The organism is Pseudomonas sp. DY-1, from assembly GCF_003626975.1.
In the GTDB taxonomy this organism is placed as follows: domain Bacteria; phylum Pseudomonadota; class Gammaproteobacteria; order Pseudomonadales; family Pseudomonadaceae; genus Metapseudomonas.
Map to the genome: position 1 here is coordinate 1,893,767 of NZ_CP032616.1, position 15,465 is coordinate 1,909,231.

11 protein-coding genes are annotated in these 15,465 nt (G+C 62.3%); 3 read left to right on the forward strand and 8 right to left on the reverse strand.

Annotation, left to right across the window (positions count from 1 at the left end; genetic code table 11):
* Window position 1: 1 nt before the first annotated feature.
* The 7 genes from nqrE to D6Z43_RS09195 all read right to left on the reverse strand — a co-directional run bounded on the left by nqrE (window position 2) and on the right by D6Z43_RS09195 (window position 7,893).
* A complete protein-coding gene (gene nqrE, locus D6Z43_RS09165) occupies window positions 2-610 on the reverse strand; it encodes an NADH:ubiquinone reductase (Na(+)-transporting) subunit E (RefSeq protein WP_069083249.1) in 609 nt (202 codons plus the stop codon).
* On the reverse strand, window positions 610-1,284 hold the full coding sequence (locus tag D6Z43_RS09170) for an NADH:ubiquinone reductase (Na(+)-transporting) subunit D (protein WP_174235579.1): 675 nt from the start codon (window positions 1,282-1,284) through the stop codon (window positions 610-612). Before D6Z43_RS09170 ends, nqrE begins: the two co-directional genes overlap by 1 nt.
* Window positions 1,281-2,069: a Na(+)-translocating NADH-quinone reductase subunit C gene (locus D6Z43_RS09175; RefSeq protein ID WP_120651644.1), complete on the reverse strand. Its 789-nt coding sequence runs from the start codon at window positions 2,067-2,069 to the stop codon at window positions 1,281-1,283. Before D6Z43_RS09175 ends, D6Z43_RS09170 begins: the two co-directional genes overlap by 4 nt.
* Window positions 2,062-3,273: an NADH:ubiquinone reductase (Na(+)-transporting) subunit B gene (locus tag D6Z43_RS09180; RefSeq protein ID WP_120651645.1), complete on the reverse strand. Its 1,212-nt coding sequence runs from the start codon at window positions 3,271-3,273 to the stop codon at window positions 2,062-2,064. The genes D6Z43_RS09175 and D6Z43_RS09180 overlap by 8 nt, the downstream gene beginning before the upstream one ends.
* Window position 3,274: 1 nt before the next feature.
* Window positions 3,275-4,612, reverse strand: a complete 1,338-nt coding sequence (locus D6Z43_RS09185; protein ID WP_120651646.1) for a Na(+)-translocating NADH-quinone reductase subunit A — start codon at window positions 4,610-4,612, stop codon at window positions 3,275-3,277.
* A gap of 323 nt (window positions 4,613-4,935) precedes the next feature.
* Window positions 4,936-6,333: an amino acid permease gene (locus D6Z43_RS09190; RefSeq protein ID WP_120651647.1), complete on the reverse strand. Its 1,398-nt coding sequence runs from the start codon at window positions 6,331-6,333 to the stop codon at window positions 4,936-4,938.
* 93 nt (window positions 6,334-6,426) lie between these two features.
* Complete coding sequence (locus D6Z43_RS09195) at window positions 6,427-7,893, reverse strand: glyceraldehyde-3-phosphate dehydrogenase (RefSeq protein ID WP_120655226.1); 1,467 nt, start codon at window positions 7,891-7,893, stop codon at window positions 6,427-6,429.
* A 135-nt stretch (window positions 7,894-8,028) separates the two neighbouring features.
* On the opposite strand from D6Z43_RS09195, the gene mfd reads away from it, so the two are divergent.
* The 3 genes from mfd to D6Z43_RS09210 are packed head-to-tail and all read left to right on the forward strand — an operon-like array spanning window position 8,029 to window position 14,663.
* On the forward strand, window positions 8,029-11,469 hold the full coding sequence (mfd, locus tag D6Z43_RS09200) for a transcription-repair coupling factor (protein ID WP_120651648.1): 3,441 nt from the start codon (window positions 8,029-8,031) through the stop codon (window positions 11,467-11,469).
* A gap of 35 nt (window positions 11,470-11,504) precedes the next feature.
* Window positions 11,505-12,026, forward strand: coding sequence for a CsiV family protein (locus D6Z43_RS09205; RefSeq protein ID WP_120651649.1), 522 nt, complete (start codon window positions 11,505-11,507; stop codon window positions 12,024-12,026).
* A 6-nt stretch (window positions 12,027-12,032) separates the two neighbouring features.
* Window positions 12,033-14,663, forward strand: a complete 2,631-nt coding sequence (locus D6Z43_RS09210) for a DEAD/DEAH box helicase (protein WP_174235580.1) — start codon at window positions 12,033-12,035, stop codon at window positions 14,661-14,663.
* Between the two features lie 55 nt (window positions 14,664-14,718).
* On the opposite strand, the gene D6Z43_RS09215 is transcribed toward D6Z43_RS09210, so the two are convergent.
* Window positions 14,719-15,456, reverse strand: coding sequence for an S-methyl-5'-thioinosine phosphorylase (locus D6Z43_RS09215; protein WP_120651650.1), 738 nt, complete (start codon window positions 15,454-15,456; stop codon window positions 14,719-14,721).
* Window positions 15,457-15,465 lie beyond the last annotated feature (9 nt).

Here is a 15,465-nt window from a genome sequence, read left to right on the forward strand (position 1 = left end):
CTTAGAGCTGCACACCGGAAAACGACATGAAGCCGAGCGACATCAGGCCGATGGTGATGAAGGTGATGCCGAGGCCCTGCAGGCCCTCGGGGACATCACTGTATTTCAGCTTCTCGCGGATACCCGCCAGCAAGGCGATAGCCAAGGCCCAGGAGAAGCCGGAGCCGACGCCGTAGACCACGCTCTCGCCCAGGTTGTAATCACGCTCCACCATGAACAGCGAGCCGGCCATGATGGCGCAGTTCACCGTGATCAGCGGCAGGAACACACCGAGGGCGTTGTAGAGCGAGGGCACATATTTGTCGAGCAGCATCTCGAGGATCTGCACGATGGCGGCGATCACGCCGATGTAGCTGAGCAGGCCAAGGAATGACAGGTCCACGTCCGGTAGACCTGCCCAGGCCAGGGCACCATCCTTGAGCAGCAGACTGTAAAGCAGGTTGTTGGCCGGCACGGTGATGGCCTGCACCACGATCACCGCGATACCCAGGCCAATAGCGGTTTCCACTTTCTTCGAAATGGCGATGAAAGTGCACATGCCAAGGAAGAAGGCCAGCGCCATGTTCTCGACGAACACGGCCTTCACGAACAGGCTGAGGTAGTGCTCCATCAGTAGGCCTCCTTGTTGGATACCTGGGGCGCGATCCTGTAGGACGGAGCCTCCTTCTGCTCGGTCTTCCAGCTACGCAGCGCCCAGATGATCAAGCCGATCAGGAAGAAGGCTGAGGGTGGCAACAGCAGCAGGCCATTGGGCTGGTACCAACCACCGTCGTTGATCACCGGCAGGACCTCGTAGCCCAGCAGCTTGCCGGCGCCAAGCAATTCGCGAATGACACCGAGGACGATCAGCATGGCGCTGTAGCCCAGGCCGTTGCCAATGCCATCGAAGAAGGACAGCAGTGGCGGATTGGCCATGGCAAACGCTTCCGCGCGGCCCATCACGATGCAGTTGGTGATGATCAGGCCGACGAACACCGACAGCTGCTTGGAGAGGCTGAAGGCGTAGGCCTTGAGCACCTGGTCGACCACGATCACCAGCGAGGCGATGATCACCATCTGCACGATCATGCGGATCGAGCTGGGGATCTGGCTGCGGATCATCGAGATGAACAGGTTGGAGAAGCCGGTCACCAGGGTCAGGGCGATGGACATCACCAGCGCGGTCTTCAGGTTGGAAGTGACCGCCAGCGCCGAGCAGATCCCCAGTATCTGCAAGCCGATGGGGTTGTTGTGCAGGATCGGGTCCAGCAGGACCGACCGGATAGTGGGTTGCGCCATGCTCATGCCTCCCCGTCGCTCAGCCTGGCCAGGAACGGACCAAAGCCGTTCTTGCCAAGCCAGAAATGCAGCAGATTGTTGACGCCCTTGCTGGTCAGCGTGGCGCCGGCCAGGCCGTCGACCTGATGTCGGGCGTTCGGCGACTGCGCGTCGACACTGCCCTTGATGATCTGGACAGCCAGCTGGCCCTGTTCGTCGAACAGGCTCTTGCCATTCCACAGCGCCTTCCATTTCGGGTTGTCCACTTCGCCACCCAGACCCGGGGTCTCGCCATGCTGGTAGAAACCCAGGCCGACCACGGTATCGAGGTCACCCTTGAGCGCCAGGAAGCCGTACAGGGTCGACCAGAGGCCGTAGCCACGCACGGGCAGGATCAGGGTCTGCAACTTGCCATCCTGCTCCACCAGGTAAACGGTGGAGAAACGCTCGCGACGCTTGATAGAGGCGGTGTCCTGCTCAGCCGACAGTGCATCGGACAGCTTCGGATCCTTGGCGGCCTTCAGCGGGTCGAACCCGGCGGCCTGGATATCGGCGGCATAGTCACCACTGTTCAAGTCAACAACCTTGGCGGAGATGCGCTCGGCGTAGAGCTTCTTGACCTCATCGGCAGACATGCCCGGCTGCGCCAGACCCGCGATGGTCAGAATGCTGCGCTGTTTGTCCAACTCGCGGTTTTCCACCTGGATGGGCTTAAGCGCGATGGCGCCACCTGCCACGAACACGGAACACACCAGGCAGACCACCAGGGCCACCATCAGGGTGCGGACAGTGGATTCCTTCTGGTTAGCCATTGCGTGCCAGCCTCCGCTTGATATTGGCCTGGACCACGAAGTGGTCGATCAGGGGCGCGAACAGGTTGGCGAAGAGAATCGCCAGCATCATGCCCTCCGGGAAGGCCGGGTTGACCACACGGATCAGCACCACCATCAGGCCGATCAGTGCACCGAACAGCCATTTGCCGGTGTTGGTCATGGAGGCAGACACCGGGTCGGTGGCCATGAACATCATGCCGAAGGCGAATCCACCCAGAACCAGATGCCAGTACCAGGGCATGGCGAACATTGGATTGGTGTCCGAGCCGATGGCGTTGAACAGCCAACTGGTGGCGATCATGCCCAGCATCACACCAGCAACGATTCGCCAGGCCGCGATGCGGGTCACCAGCAACACGCCGCCACCGATCAGGATGGCCAGGGTGCTGGTTTCACCGATGGAGCCCTGGATGGTGCCGAGGAAGGCGTCCATCCAGCTGATGCCATGGCCGACGATATTGTCGACGCCGCCCGCGGCACCGAGGCTCAGCGAAGTGGCGCCGGCGAATCCGTCCACAGCGGTCCAGACCGCGTCACCGGAAATCTGTGCCGGGTAGGCGAAGAACAGGAAGGCGCGGCCTGCCAGAGCCGGGTTTAGGAAGTTCTTTCCGGTACCGCCGAAGACCTCCTTGCCCAGCACGACGCCGAAGCTGATACCCAGCGCGACCTGCCAAAGTGGAATGCTTGGCGGCAGGGTCAGGGCAAAGAGCACGGAGGTGACGAAGAAACCTTCGTTCACCTCATGGCGACGGATCGAGGCGAACAGGACTTCCCAGAAGCCGCCGACAATGAAGGTCACGGCGTAGATGGGCAGGAACCAGGCGGCCCCCTGGACGAAGTTGTCCCACAGGCTGTTCGGGTCGAACCCGGCCAGGGCTCCGATCAACGCGAAGCGCAAGCCCTCCTGGGCCGCCAGTAGGTCTGGGCTTTGCGCGAACACCAGGTTGGCCTGGTAGCCGACGTTCCACATGCCGAAGAACATCGCCGGGAAGGTGCAGAGCCAGACGGTGATCATCATGCGTTTCAGGTCGATGCCGTCGCGCACATGGGCGGTGGTTCGGGTCACATTGGCGGGGCGATAGAAGAAGGTGTCTACCGCCTCGTACAGTGCGTACCACTTTTCATAGCGACCACCCTGCTCAAAGTTGTGCTCGATCCGATCGAGGAATTTACGCAGGCCCATGTCAGCCCTCCTTCTCAATACGGCTGAGGTTGTCCCGCAGGATGGGGCCGTATTCATACTTGCCGGCGCAGACGTAGCTGCATAGGGCCAGGTCTTCTTCATCCAACTCCAGGCAACCGAGTTTCTGCGCCATTTCGGTGTCACCGACGATCAGGTAGCGCAGAAGCTGCGTGGGCAGGATGTCCAGGGGCATCACCGCCTCGTAGTTGCCCACCGGCACCATGGCGCGCGGACTGCCGTTGGTAGAGGTGCTGAATGCGAACTTGCGACTGCCCAGCAGTCTGGAAACGAAGATGTTCAGCACCGAATGCTTGTTCACCCCGGCACGCAGGTAGTGCAATAGCTCGCGGTCGTTACCTTCGCGCAGACAGGAAACTTGCAGGTGGTAACGACCGAGATAGGCGCAAGCACCACGGGATGTGCGGCCACCCAGCAGGGAGCCGGAAACCACGCGGTTAGCACCGGATTGCAGCTCGCCAGCGGTGAGCTCGTCCAGGCTGGCCCCCAGACGTGTTCGCACCAGACGCGGTTTCTCCACCACAGGGCCGGCGAGCGAAATCACGCGCTCAACCCAGAGGCGGCCGGTGGTGAACAGTTTGCCGATCGCAATCACGTCCTGATAACCGATGTGCCAGACGCTCTTGCTCACACTGACCGGATCGAGGAAGTGGATATGGGTTCCTGGCAGCCCGGCGGGGTGCGGGCCGGCAAACGACTCGCGATGAACCTTGGCCAGGCCTTCACCCGGCAGTGCAGCGCCTTCTGCCTTGCAGAGAAAGATGCGGGCCAACCTGGAGAGGACTTTCAGGCCGTGCTCGAAGTCCGCGGCATGTCCGACGATCACGACAGCAGGATCGGCGGCCAAGGGATGGGTATCCATGGCGGTGACGAAGATGGAACTGGGCGTGGCATCGATAGCTGGCACGCGGCTGAAGGGCCGAGTACGAAAGGCGGTCCAGAGACCGGAGGTAACCAGGTTATGACGCACTTGCTGTGGGTCGAGCTGGTCGAGCCTTTCGGCGGAATAATGCTCGAAACGAACCTCGTCATCGCCGTCGAGATCGATCACCACCGATTGCAGCACGCGCTGTTCGCCCCGGTGGATGGCGCTCACTAGGCCGGCACCTGGCGCGGTATAGGTCACGCCGGGTGTTTTCTTGTCGGAGAACAGCGGCTGGCCGAGCTTGACCCGGTCCCCCACCTGAACATCCATGGTCGGCTTCATGCCGTGGTAATCGAAGCCGATGACGGCAACGCTCCGAACCGGGCGCCCAGCCTCGATTCGTTGAGCCGGCTCACCCGCCACTGGCAGGTCCAGCCCTCGCTTGATTCTGATCATAGGTTTCGCCTGAAACAGGAATTCTGCTCGAAATGCCTTGGCTCGATAGCCCGATAGAACACCGTTGCACCTGCCTGAGCAGGTACGGACGCACTACATCCCGAACGATTAAGCAGCGGATTATAGAGAGCCAGCCCTACCGTCGCCACTTGAGCCCTTTCATTTCATAGACTTAGGAAACAACGAGCAACAGGTCGTCCACTACTGAATCGTGGGTCATCTCATTCGCACTGGACATTGCCGTAACGCACGCCCCCCATCGGCGCGTGGATACAATGAAAAACGGGAGCCGTTGGCTCCCGTTCTTCGTTCCGCATTCCGCATCAGTGGGCGACAGCACGCTCGGCGGTGCGCTTGAAGTAGTAGCAAACGCCGATCAGCGCCAGCCAGAACGGAATGGCGTAGACCGAGACATTGATACCCGGAATCATCAGCATCACACCGAGGATCAGCGCCACGAAGGCCAGGCACATGTAGTTGCCTACCGGATACCAGAGTGCCTTGAAGAACGGCTGAATACCCTGCGACTGCAGAGACTTGCGGAACTTCAGGTGCGACAGGCTGATCATCGCCCAGTTGATCACCAGCGCCGCCACTACCAGAGCCATCAGCAGCTCCAGCGCCTTTTGCGGCGCCAGGTAGTTGACCACTACACAAAGAAGCGTGATCAAGGCGGAAACCCCGATGGCCAGCACCGGCACCCCACGGTCGTCCACCTTCATCAGCGCCTTGGGCGCATCGCCTTGCTCCGCCAGGCCGTAGAGCATCCGGCTGTTGCAGTAGACGCCACTGTTATAGACCGAGAGCGCAGCGGTCAGTACCACGAAGTTGAGGATGTGTGCCGCAGTATCGCTGCCGATCAACGAGAAGATCTGCACGAAGGGGCTACCGCTATACGGATCGCCAGCGGCGCCCAGGGTTTCCAGCAGCTTGTCCCACGGATAGAGCATCAACAGCACGCTGAGCGCGCCGATGTAGAAGATCAGGATGCGATAGATCACCTGATTGATGGCCTTGGGAATCACCTTCTTCGGCTCGCTGGCCTCGGCGGCGGTAATACCCACCAGCTCCAGGCCGCCAAAGGAGAACATGATGATGGCCAACACCATCACCAGACCTTCGATTCCGTTGGGGAAGAAACCGCCATGGCTCCAGAGATTGTCCACCGCGGCCTGGGGCCCGCCTTCTCCGCTGACCAGCAGGTAGATACCCAGGATGATCATGCCGATGATGGCCACCACCTTGATCAGGGCGAACCAGAACTCCGCCTCGCCGAACACCTTCACGTTGGCGAGGTTGATCAGGTTGATCAGTACGAAGAACACCGCGGCCGACACCCAGGTCGGTACTTCCGGCCACCAGAACTGGATGTACTTGCCCACTGCCGTTAGTTCGGCCATGCCCACCAGGACATAGAGCACCCAGTAGTTCCAGCCGGCGAGAAACCCCGCGTACCCCCCCCAGTACTTGTGGGCGAAGTGACTGAAGGAACCCGCAACCGGCTCCTCGACGATCATCTCGCCCAGCTGGCGCATGATCAGGAAAGCGAAGAATCCGGCAATGGCATAGCCGAGAATCATCGACGGCCCCGCCGACTTGAGCACCCCGGCCGACCCCAGGAACAGGCCGGTTCCGATAGCTCCGCCCAGCGCGATAAGCTGGATGTGGCGGTTTTTCAGGCCCCTTTTGAGCGGCCCTTGGTGAAGGTGGTGTCCTTCCATCTGGGTAATCCCCAAGCGATTCTTGTTATCCGATTACAGACCCAATAATGAAAAACGGGAGCCCGAGAGCTCCCGTTTTTCATTTTCAAACGCTTAGCGCGGGAAAGACGGCGGGTTGACTCCGGCCATGTCTTCCATCACGCGAACCACCTGGCAGCTGTAACCGAATTCGTTGTCGTACCAGACGTACAGGACAACGCGGTTGTCATTGCAGATGGTGGCCTCGGCGTCTACCACACCGGCGTGGCGGGAGCCGACGAAGTCGGTGGAGACCACTTCCTGGGAAGCGACGAAGTCGATCTGCTTCTGCAGGTCCGAGTGCATGGCCATCTGGCGCAGGTACTCGTTGATCTCTTCGCGGTTGGTGGCCTTTTCCAGGTTCAGGTTCAGGATGGCCATGGAGACGTTCGGCGTCGGGACGCGGATCGCGTTACCGGTCAGCTTGCCCTTCAGAACCGGCAGAGCCTTGGCGGCAGCGGTAGCGGCGCCGGTCTCGGTGATCACCATGTTCAGCGGCGCGGCACGGCCACGACGGCTGCCCTTGTGGAAGTTGTCGATCAGGTTCTGGTCGTTGGTGAACGAGTGAACGGTTTCGACGTGGCCGTTGACGATGCCGTACTGGTCGTTCACTGCCTTCAGCACCGGCACGATGGCGTTGGTGGTGCAGGAAGCGGCCGAAACGATCTTGTCGTCAGCGGCGATGTCGCCATGGTTGATGCCGTGGACGATGTTCTTCAGCGCACCCTTGCCCGGAGCGGTCAGGATCACGCGGTCGACGCCGGGGCACTTCAGGTGCTGGCCCAGGCCTTCGGCGTCGCGCCACTTGCCGGTGTTGTCGACCAGCAGGGCGTTCTTGATGCCGTACTGGGTGTAGTCGATCGACGCCGGGTCGTTGGAGTAGATCACCTGGATCAGGTTGCCGTTGGCGGTGATGGTGTTGTTGGCCTCATCGATGGTGATGGTGCCGTCGAACGGGCCATGCACGGAGTCGCGGCGCAGCAGGCTGGCACGCTTTACCAGGTCGTTCTCGGCGCCCTTGCGGACAACGATGGCGCGCAGGCGCAGGCCGTCGCCACCACCGGTCTTCTCGATCAGGATGCGGGCCAGCAGGCGACCAATGCGGCCGAAGCCGTACAGGACAACGTCGGTGCCTTCGCGGGCGCCGCCATTCTGCTTGCCAACCACATCGGCCAGCTCGTCCTTGGTGAACTGCTCGATACTGCGGCCTTTGCCTTCAGCCTTGAACTTGGCAACCATCTTGCCCAGGTCCACGGAAGCGCTGCCCAGCTTGAGCTCGCTCATGGCCTTGAGGATCGGGAAGGTTTCGTGAACCGACAGCTCAGCTTCCCCCGCCAGGCGGTGACGGGCAAAGCGGTGAGCCTTGAGAATGGCAATCACGGAGCGGTTGATCAGGCCACGGCCATAGATCGAAGTCACAACATTGTTGTTGCGATACAGCTGGCCAATCATCGGAATCATGGCTTCCGCGAGGGCTTCACGATCGATCCATTCACCGAGACACTGGTCGGGCTTCTGAGTCACGGGCAGTACCTTCCACATGTAGGGGATGAAAAAAGGGGCTACATTATGACGGCGCACGCAGGCGCCGGCAATCAGCAGCGGCCCCAACACTGACATCCGCTAGTCGGGATAGTTACAATCCGCCGATCTTTTTCCGACCGGAGCCTCTTGCCCGTGTCCGTATTGCGCCTCCCGCCCCTCCCCTCCGCCGCTGGCAAGCAGCACTGGGGCAATCTGCCCGGTGCCGCACTGAGCCTGGCCATCGCCGAAGCCGCCAGCGCCGGTAAGCGATTCACCCTGCTGCTGACCGCTGACAGCCAAACGGCCGAGCGACTTGAGCAGGAACTGGGTTTTTTCGCCCCGGACCTCGATGTCCTGCATTTCCCCGATTGGGAAACGCTGCCCTACGACCTTTTCTCGCCGCACCAGGACATCATTTCCCAGCGTGTCGATACGCTTTATCGGCTGCCCGGGGTCAAGCGCGGCGTACTGGTGGTCCCCATCACCACGGCCCTGCACCGTCTGGCGCCAACTCGTTTCCTGCTCGGCTCCAGCCTGGTACTGGATGTCGGCCAGAAACTGGATGTGGAACAGATGCGTCTGCGCCTGGAAGCGGCCGGCTATCGCTGCGTGGACACAGTCTACGAGCATGGCGAGTTCGCCGTGCGTGGCGCGCTGATCGACCTGTTCCCCATGGGCAGCGACCTGCCCTACCGGATCGACCTGTTCGATGACGAGATCGAAACCCTGCGCACTTTCGATCCGGAAACCCAGCGTTCGGTGGACAAGGTGGAGTCCATCCGCCTACTGCCGGCGCGCGAGTTCCCGCTGGACAAGAAGGCGGTCACTGACTTCCGCGGCCGCTTCCGCGAGCGTTTCGACGTCGACTTCCGCCGTTGCCCGATCTATCAGGATCTGGCCAGCGGTATTACCCCCGCGGGGATCGAGTACTACCTGCCGCTGTTTTTCGAAGAGACCGCAACCCTCTTCGATTACCTGCCAGCGGACACTCAGGTGTTCTCCCTGCCAGGTATCGAGCAGGCGGCCGAGCAGTTCTGGAGCGACGTACGCAACCGCTACGAAGAACGCCGTGTCGACCCGGAACGCCCTCTGGTACCGCCCGCCGAAGTGTTTCTGCCGGTGGAAGACTGCTTCGCCCGCCTGAAGGGTTCGCCCCGCCTGATCCTGAGCCAGGAGGACGTCGAGCCCGGCGTCGGCCGCGAGCGCTTCTCCGCTCGCGCCTTGCCCGACCTGGCGATCCAGGCCAAGGCCACCGAACCCCTGGCAGCCTTGCGCCGCTTCATCGACGAATTCCCCGGCAGAGTGCTGTTCAGTGCTGAATCTGCTGGTCGCCGCGAAGTACTGCTGGAGATGCTCGCACGCCTGAAACTGCGCCCGCTGGAAGTCGAGGGGTGGCCGGAATTCGTCGCCAGCTCCGAGCGCTTGGCCATCACCATCGCACCACTGGATGAAGGTCTGCTGCTGGACGACCCGGGCCTTGCACTGATCGCCGAGAGCCCGCTGTTTGGCCAGCGCGTGATGCAGCGCCGCCGTCGCGAACGTCGCGGCGATGCCGGCGACAACGTGATCAAGAACCTGGCCGAGCTGCGCGAAGGCGCTCCCGTCGTGCATATCGATCACGGCGTGGGCCGCTACCTGGGGCTGATCACCCTCGAGATCGACGGCCAGGTTGCCGAGTTCCTCGCCCTGCAATACGCCGAGGAAGCCAAGCTCTACGTCCCGGTCGCCAGCCTGCACCTGATCGCCCGCTACACCGGCAGCGACGATGCCCTTGCGCCCCTGCACAGACTAGGCTCCGAAGCCTGGCAGAAGGCCAAGCGCAAGGCCGCCGAGCAGGTGCGCGACGTTGCCGCCGAACTGCTGGACATCTACGCACGTCGCGCCGCCCGCGAAGGCTATGCGTTCAAGGACCCGACGGTGGACTACGCCACCTTCTCCGCCGGCTTCCCCTTCGAAGAAACCCCGGACCAGCAGTCCGCCATCGAGGCCGTGCTGGCCGACATGCTGGCTCCCAAGCCCATGGACCGCCTGGTTTGCGGCGACGTCGGCTTCGGCAAGACCGAAGTGGCCATGCGCGCGGCCTTCGTCGCCGTCCACAGCGGCAAGCAGGTTGCGGTGCTGGTGCCCACTACCCTTCTCGCCCAGCAGCACTACAACAGCTTCCGCGACCGCTTCGCCGACTGGCCGGTGACCGTGGAAGTGATGAGCCGCTTCAAGTCCGCCAAGGAAGTGGACGGCGCGGCGCAGCAGCTGGCCGAAGGCAAGATCGACATCATCATCGGCACCCACAAGCTGCTGCAGGACGATGTGCGCTTCAAGAACCTGGGCCTGGCGATCATCGACGAGGAACACCGCTTCGGCGTGCGCCAGAAGGAACAGCTGAAGTCCCTGCGTAGCGAAGTCGACATTCTCACCCTCACCGCCACGCCCATCCCGCGTACCCTGAACATGGCTGTCGCGGGCATGCGCGACCTGTCGATCATCGCCACGCCGCCGGCACGCCGCTTGTCGGTACGCACCTTCGTCATGGAGCGACAGAACACCGCCATCAAGGAAGCCCTGCTTCGCGAGCTGCTACGCGGTGGTCAGGTCTACTATCTGCACAACGAGGTGGCGACCATCGAAAAATGCGCCGCCGAGCTGGCTGAACTGGTACCGGAGGCTCGCATTGCAGTCGGTCACGGCCAGATGCGCGAGCGCGAGCTCGAGCAGGTGATGAGCGACTTCTACCACAAGCGTTTCAACGTACTGGTGGCCTCCACCATCATCGAAACCGGTATCGACGTACCCAGTGCCAATACCATCGTCATCGAGCGCGCCGACAAGTTCGGCCTGGCCCAGCTGCACCAGCTGCGCGGGCGGGTCGGCCGTAGCCACCACCAGGCATACGCCTACCTGCTGACGCCGCCGCGCAAGCAGATGACGCCGGACGCCGAGAAGCGCCTGGAGGCCATCTCGAACGCCCAGGACCTGGGTGCCGGTTTCGTCCTCGCGACTCACGACCTGGAAATCCGTGGCGCCGGCGAACTCCTTGGCGACGGCCAGAGCGGACAGATCCAGGCGGTCGGTTTCACCCTCTACATGGAAATGCTCGAACGTGCGGTGAAGGCGATCCGCAAGGGTGAGCAGCCGAACCTGGAGCAACCTCTGGGCGGCGGACCGGAAATCAACCTGCGCGTGCCGGCGCTTATCCCCGAGGATTACCTGCCGGACGTGCATGCTCGTCTGATTCTCTACAAGCGCATCGCCTCGGCGGCCGACGAAGATGGCCTGAAGGAGTTGCAGGTGGAGATGATCGACCGCTTCGGCCTGCTGCCTGAACCGACCAAGCACCTGGTGCGCCTGACCCTACTCAAGCTGCAGGCGGAAAAGCTCGGCATCAAGAAAGTCGATGCAGGCCCGCAAGGTGGCCGCATCGAGTTCGACGCCACCACCAGCGTCGACCCGCTGGTGCTGATCAAGCTGATCCAGGGCCACCCCAAGCGCTACAAGTTCGAAGGCGCCACCCTGTTCAAGTTCCAGGTGCCAATGGAGCGCCCGGAAGAACGCTTCAACACCCTTGAAGCCCTGTTCGAACGCCTGACCCCGCAGTAGTCTGCGGAATGATTGCCCCCTATAAGGAACAACCCATGCGTGCCATCCGTAACTTCGCCCTGCTGCTCGCCCTTCTGGCCCCGGCAGCCTTCGCTGACGGCCTCTATTCGGTGGAGATGATCATCTTCCGCCAGGCCGGCGACCCCATCCCCGCCAGCCAGTCGGCTCCGGACGATTGGGCGACAGGCAGCCAGTCCATCGCCGGCAGCGAGCGCGGCACCGCACTGGATGGTGAAGCAGCCAAGCTGAACCCCAACGCTGGCTACGAGGTCCTGCTGCACAAGGCATGGTCACAGAACCTGTCGGCCATGGAGAACAAGGTCTCGGTCACTTCCGGCGAGCAACAGCTGGGGCATTTCCCAGTCGAAGGCACGCTGGCCCTAACCCTCGATCGCAGCGTCGATGCTCAGGCCGACTTCTGGATCAACCAGTTCGACAGTAGCGGCCTCATCAGCAGCAGCGAGCGCCTGCGCCAGGGCACCCGCCTGAAGAATGGTGAGCTCACCTACCTCGACCACGGCAACCTGGGCATCCTGATCCGCATCAGCCCCCTCTAAGGCGCCATGAGTGCCCTGCTCGACCAACTGAGGCAACTGGACTGGCGCCTGGATTTCGATCCAGGCGCTCTTTCCCGTGGCCTCAGATACGCAACGGAAAACCGCATCCGTCTGCTCAGCCTCAGCGACAAGGCCATCGAAACCAGCTGCGAAGGGTCCGAAGGTCACTTCTATACCCAACTGATCCGCCTAGCCCCCCAGGGACTGGGCATCGTCGGCCGTTGCAGCTGTCCAGTGGGCTTCAACTGCAAGCACTGCGTTGCCGCCATAAGCCATCTGCTCACCCAGCCCGCGTCCGGCTGGCAAGCCAATACTCCGCCCAGCGAACGCCTGATCGATGACCTCCAACCCGTTCCGCACCTGATCCTCGGGAGCCATGCGCAGAGCCAGTACGACCTGCGCAGCGGGCGCATGGTCGGCAGCCAGCAGCACCGCGCCGGACTGGTGTTCGATTACGGCGGCGCCCACACCCATGGCAAGACGGCGAAACCGGAGCGCTTGCATCACCGCACCAATGGCGAACGCCTTTCCATCTCACGCCACCCGAAAGCCGAGCAGGCCTTGCGGGATGTTCTACGCCAGCACGGTTTCAAGGAAGCCCTGCGGCAGAGCCTGGCGCTGCCCGCCAACAGCGCCGAGATGTTCGAGCTACCCAGCGATGAGCAATGGCTGCATTTCATGCGCGAGCAATTGCCGGCTCTTCGCGAGCAGGGCTGGCTTATCGATATTCGTCCCGGCTTCCAGTTCGACCTGTCCCAGGTCGAGGGCTGGTACGCCGAAGTGGAAGAAGCGCCCAGCCGTGAATGGTTCGACCTGGAACTGGGCATCGTCGTCGAAGGCCGCAGAATCAGCCTGCTTCCGGTACTGCTGCGCCTGATTCAGCGCAATCCCGAGCTGCTCGACCCGCAGAACCTCCAGCGCCGCAAGGACGACGAACAACTACGCCTGCAACTGGATGCCACCCGCGCGGCGGATGGGCGCCCCTTGCAGGTTATGCTGCCTTTCTCTCGACTAAAGCCCGTTCTGACAACGCTGGGCGAGCTCTACCAACGCGACCAGGACCCGTCCCAGACCCTGCGCCTGGCACGCCCCGACGCTGCGCGCCTGAGCCAGCTCGAAGAGCTGGACCTGCACTGGCAGGGCGGTGAAGAACTTCGAGATCTGGCGCGCAAACTACGCGACAGCAGCAAGGCCGCCTGCAGCCCGTCAAAGGGCCTGAATGCCGAACTGCGCCACTACCAACTCGAAGGTCTGGCCTGGCTGCAAACCCTGCGAGAAGTCGGAGCCGGCGGCATCCTCGGTGACGACATGGGTCTGGGCAAGACTCTGCAGACCCTCGCCCATCTTCTGTTGGAAAAGGAAGCCGGCCGCCTCGACCGCCCGGCCCTGGTGGTAATGCCCACCAGCCTGATCCCCAACTGGCTGGACGAGGCTGCACGCTTTGCGCCGGACCTGCGCGTCCTCGCCTTGCATGGCCCCAGTCGAAAGAAAGCCTTCGCGCGGATGGCCGAGCATGACTTGTTGCTGACCACTTACGCCCTTCTCCCGCGGGATCTGGAACAGTTCGCTGAACTGCAGTTGCACGCCCTGATCCTCGACGAAGCGCAGTACATCAAGAACCACGCCAGCAAAGCAGCCCAAGCGGCACGCCAACTGCAAGCCCACCAGCGCCTGTGCCTTACCGGCACGCCACTGGAAAATCACCTGGGCGAACTCTGGTCGCTGTTCCACTTCCTGATGCCCGGCTGGCTGGGCGACAGCCAGGGCTTCCTACGCAACTACCGGACGCCCATCGAGAAACACGGCGACGCCACCCGTCTGGCACACCTCAATGCCCGCCTCAAGCCTTTCCTGTTGCGCCGCAGCAAGGAAGCCGTGGCCACCGAACTGCCGGCCAAGAGCGAGATCACCCAGTGGGTCGAACTCAGCGACCGCCAACGCGACCTCTATGAAACAGTGCGCCTGGCCATGGATCACAAGGTCCGCGACGAGATCGACCGCAAGGGCCTGGCCCGCAGCCAGATCGTTATCCTCGAGGCCCTGCTGAAGCTGCGCCAGGTGTGCTGCGACGCGCGACTGATTGAGGAAAGTGGCACTCGCTCGCGAGGCAGCAGCTCGGGCAAGCTGGATAGCCTGATGGAAATGCTCGAAGAACTGATCGCCGAAGGCCGCAAGGTGCTGCTGTTCTCGCAGTTCACCAGCATGCTGTCGCTGATCGAGGATGAGTTGCGCAAACGCGCGATCGAGTATGTGCAGATCACCGGCGACACCCGTGATCGCCGGACGCCCGTACAACGCTTCCAGAACGGTGAAGTGCCGCTGTTCCTGATCAGTCTGAAAGCTGGCGGAACTGGCCTTAACCTCACTGCCGCCGACACGGTTATCCACTACGATCCGTGGTGGAACCCGGCGGTGGAGCGCCAGGCGACAGACCGCGCCTATCGCATTGGCCAGGACAAGCCGGTGTTTGTCTATCGGATGATTTCGCGCGGGACCGTGGAGGAGAAGATCCAGCAACTGCAAGCGCAGAAGGCAGCGCTCGCAAGAGGGATTCTCGACGGCCGCGAGAAGGAAGGCTGGCGATTGGCGGAAGAGGACATCGACGCCCTCTTCGCCCCCCTGCCCCGAATTGTCTGAACCGGAGCACCGCAGCAGGCATCACACCGAGATGCCTGCTGCGGGACAGGACACGTCAGGCTTTCAGCACGTGGGCCAGGACGCTGCGAACCTTGCCGATACCCGCGGCCAGAGCGGCTTCGATCTCGGCCATGGTGATAATGCCTTCGGACTTTCCGGCAGCCGGATTGACCACCAGAGACAGGCACGCATAGGGCAGGTTCAACTCACGAGCCAGCGCAGCTTCGGGCATGCCGGTCATGCCGACAATGTCGCAGCCATCGCGCTCAAGGCGGGTGATTTCGGCAACGGTCTCCAGGCGTGGCCCCTGGGTGCAGCCGTAGACGCCGAAATCGCTATGCGGGAAATCGCAGGCATTCAGTGCGGAAAGCAACTGGCCGCGTAGCACTTCGTCATACGGGTGGCTGAAATCGATATGGGTGACGTGGTCCAGGTCACCCTCGAAAAAAGTACCGACGCGACCGTGGGTGTAGTCGATCACCTGATGCGGCACCACAAGGTGGCCGCTGCCCATGGCCGGATGAATGCCGCCCACCGCGTTCACCGCGATCACCGCCTGGGCGCCCGCATGCTTGAGGGCCCAGAGGTTCGCCCGGTAGTTCACCTGGTGCGGCGGAATGCGATGCGGGTGGCCATGGCGAGCGAGGAACAACACATCGTGCCCGGCGTACTCACCACGAACGATACCGGCCGAGGGTGCACCGTAAGGCGTGTCAGGATGCAGCAGCGCTTTCATGCTCAGGCCTTCGAGCTGGGTCAGGCCTGTACCACCAATGATGGCGTAGACGGTCATGTCGGTTCC

Coding starts and splice junctions, on each gene's coding strand:
- nqrE (WP_069083249.1), bottom strand. CDS start 610: ATGGAGCACTACCTCAGCCTGTTCGTGAAGGCCGTGTTCGTCGAGAAC.
- D6Z43_RS09170 (WP_174235579.1), bottom strand. CDS start 1,284: ATGAGCATGGCGCAACCCACTATCCGGTCGGTCCTGCTGGACCCGATC.
- D6Z43_RS09175 (WP_120651644.1), bottom strand. CDS start 2,069: ATGGCTAACCAGAAGGAATCCACTGTCCGCACCCTGATGGTGGCCCTG.
- D6Z43_RS09180 (WP_120651645.1), bottom strand. CDS start 3,273: ATGGGCCTGCGTAAATTCCTCGATCGGATCGAGCACAACTTTGAGCAG.
- D6Z43_RS09185 (WP_120651646.1), bottom strand. CDS start 4,612: ATGATCAGAATCAAGCGAGGGCTGGACCTGCCAGTGGCGGGTGAGCCG.
- D6Z43_RS09190 (WP_120651647.1), bottom strand. CDS start 6,333: ATGGAAGGACACCACCTTCACCAAGGGCCGCTCAAAAGGGGCCTGAAA.
- D6Z43_RS09195 (WP_120655226.1), bottom strand. CDS start 7,893: ATGTGGAAGGTACTGCCCGTGACTCAGAAGCCCGACCAGTGTCTCGGT.
- D6Z43_RS09205 (WP_120651649.1), top strand. CDS start 11,505: ATGCGTGCCATCCGTAACTTCGCCCTGCTGCTCGCCCTTCTGGCCCCG.
- D6Z43_RS09210 (WP_174235580.1), top strand. CDS start 12,033: ATGAGTGCCCTGCTCGACCAACTGAGGCAACTGGACTGGCGCCTGGAT.
- D6Z43_RS09215 (WP_120651650.1), bottom strand. CDS start 15,456: ATGACCGTCTACGCCATCATTGGTGGTACAGGCCTGACCCAGCTCGAA.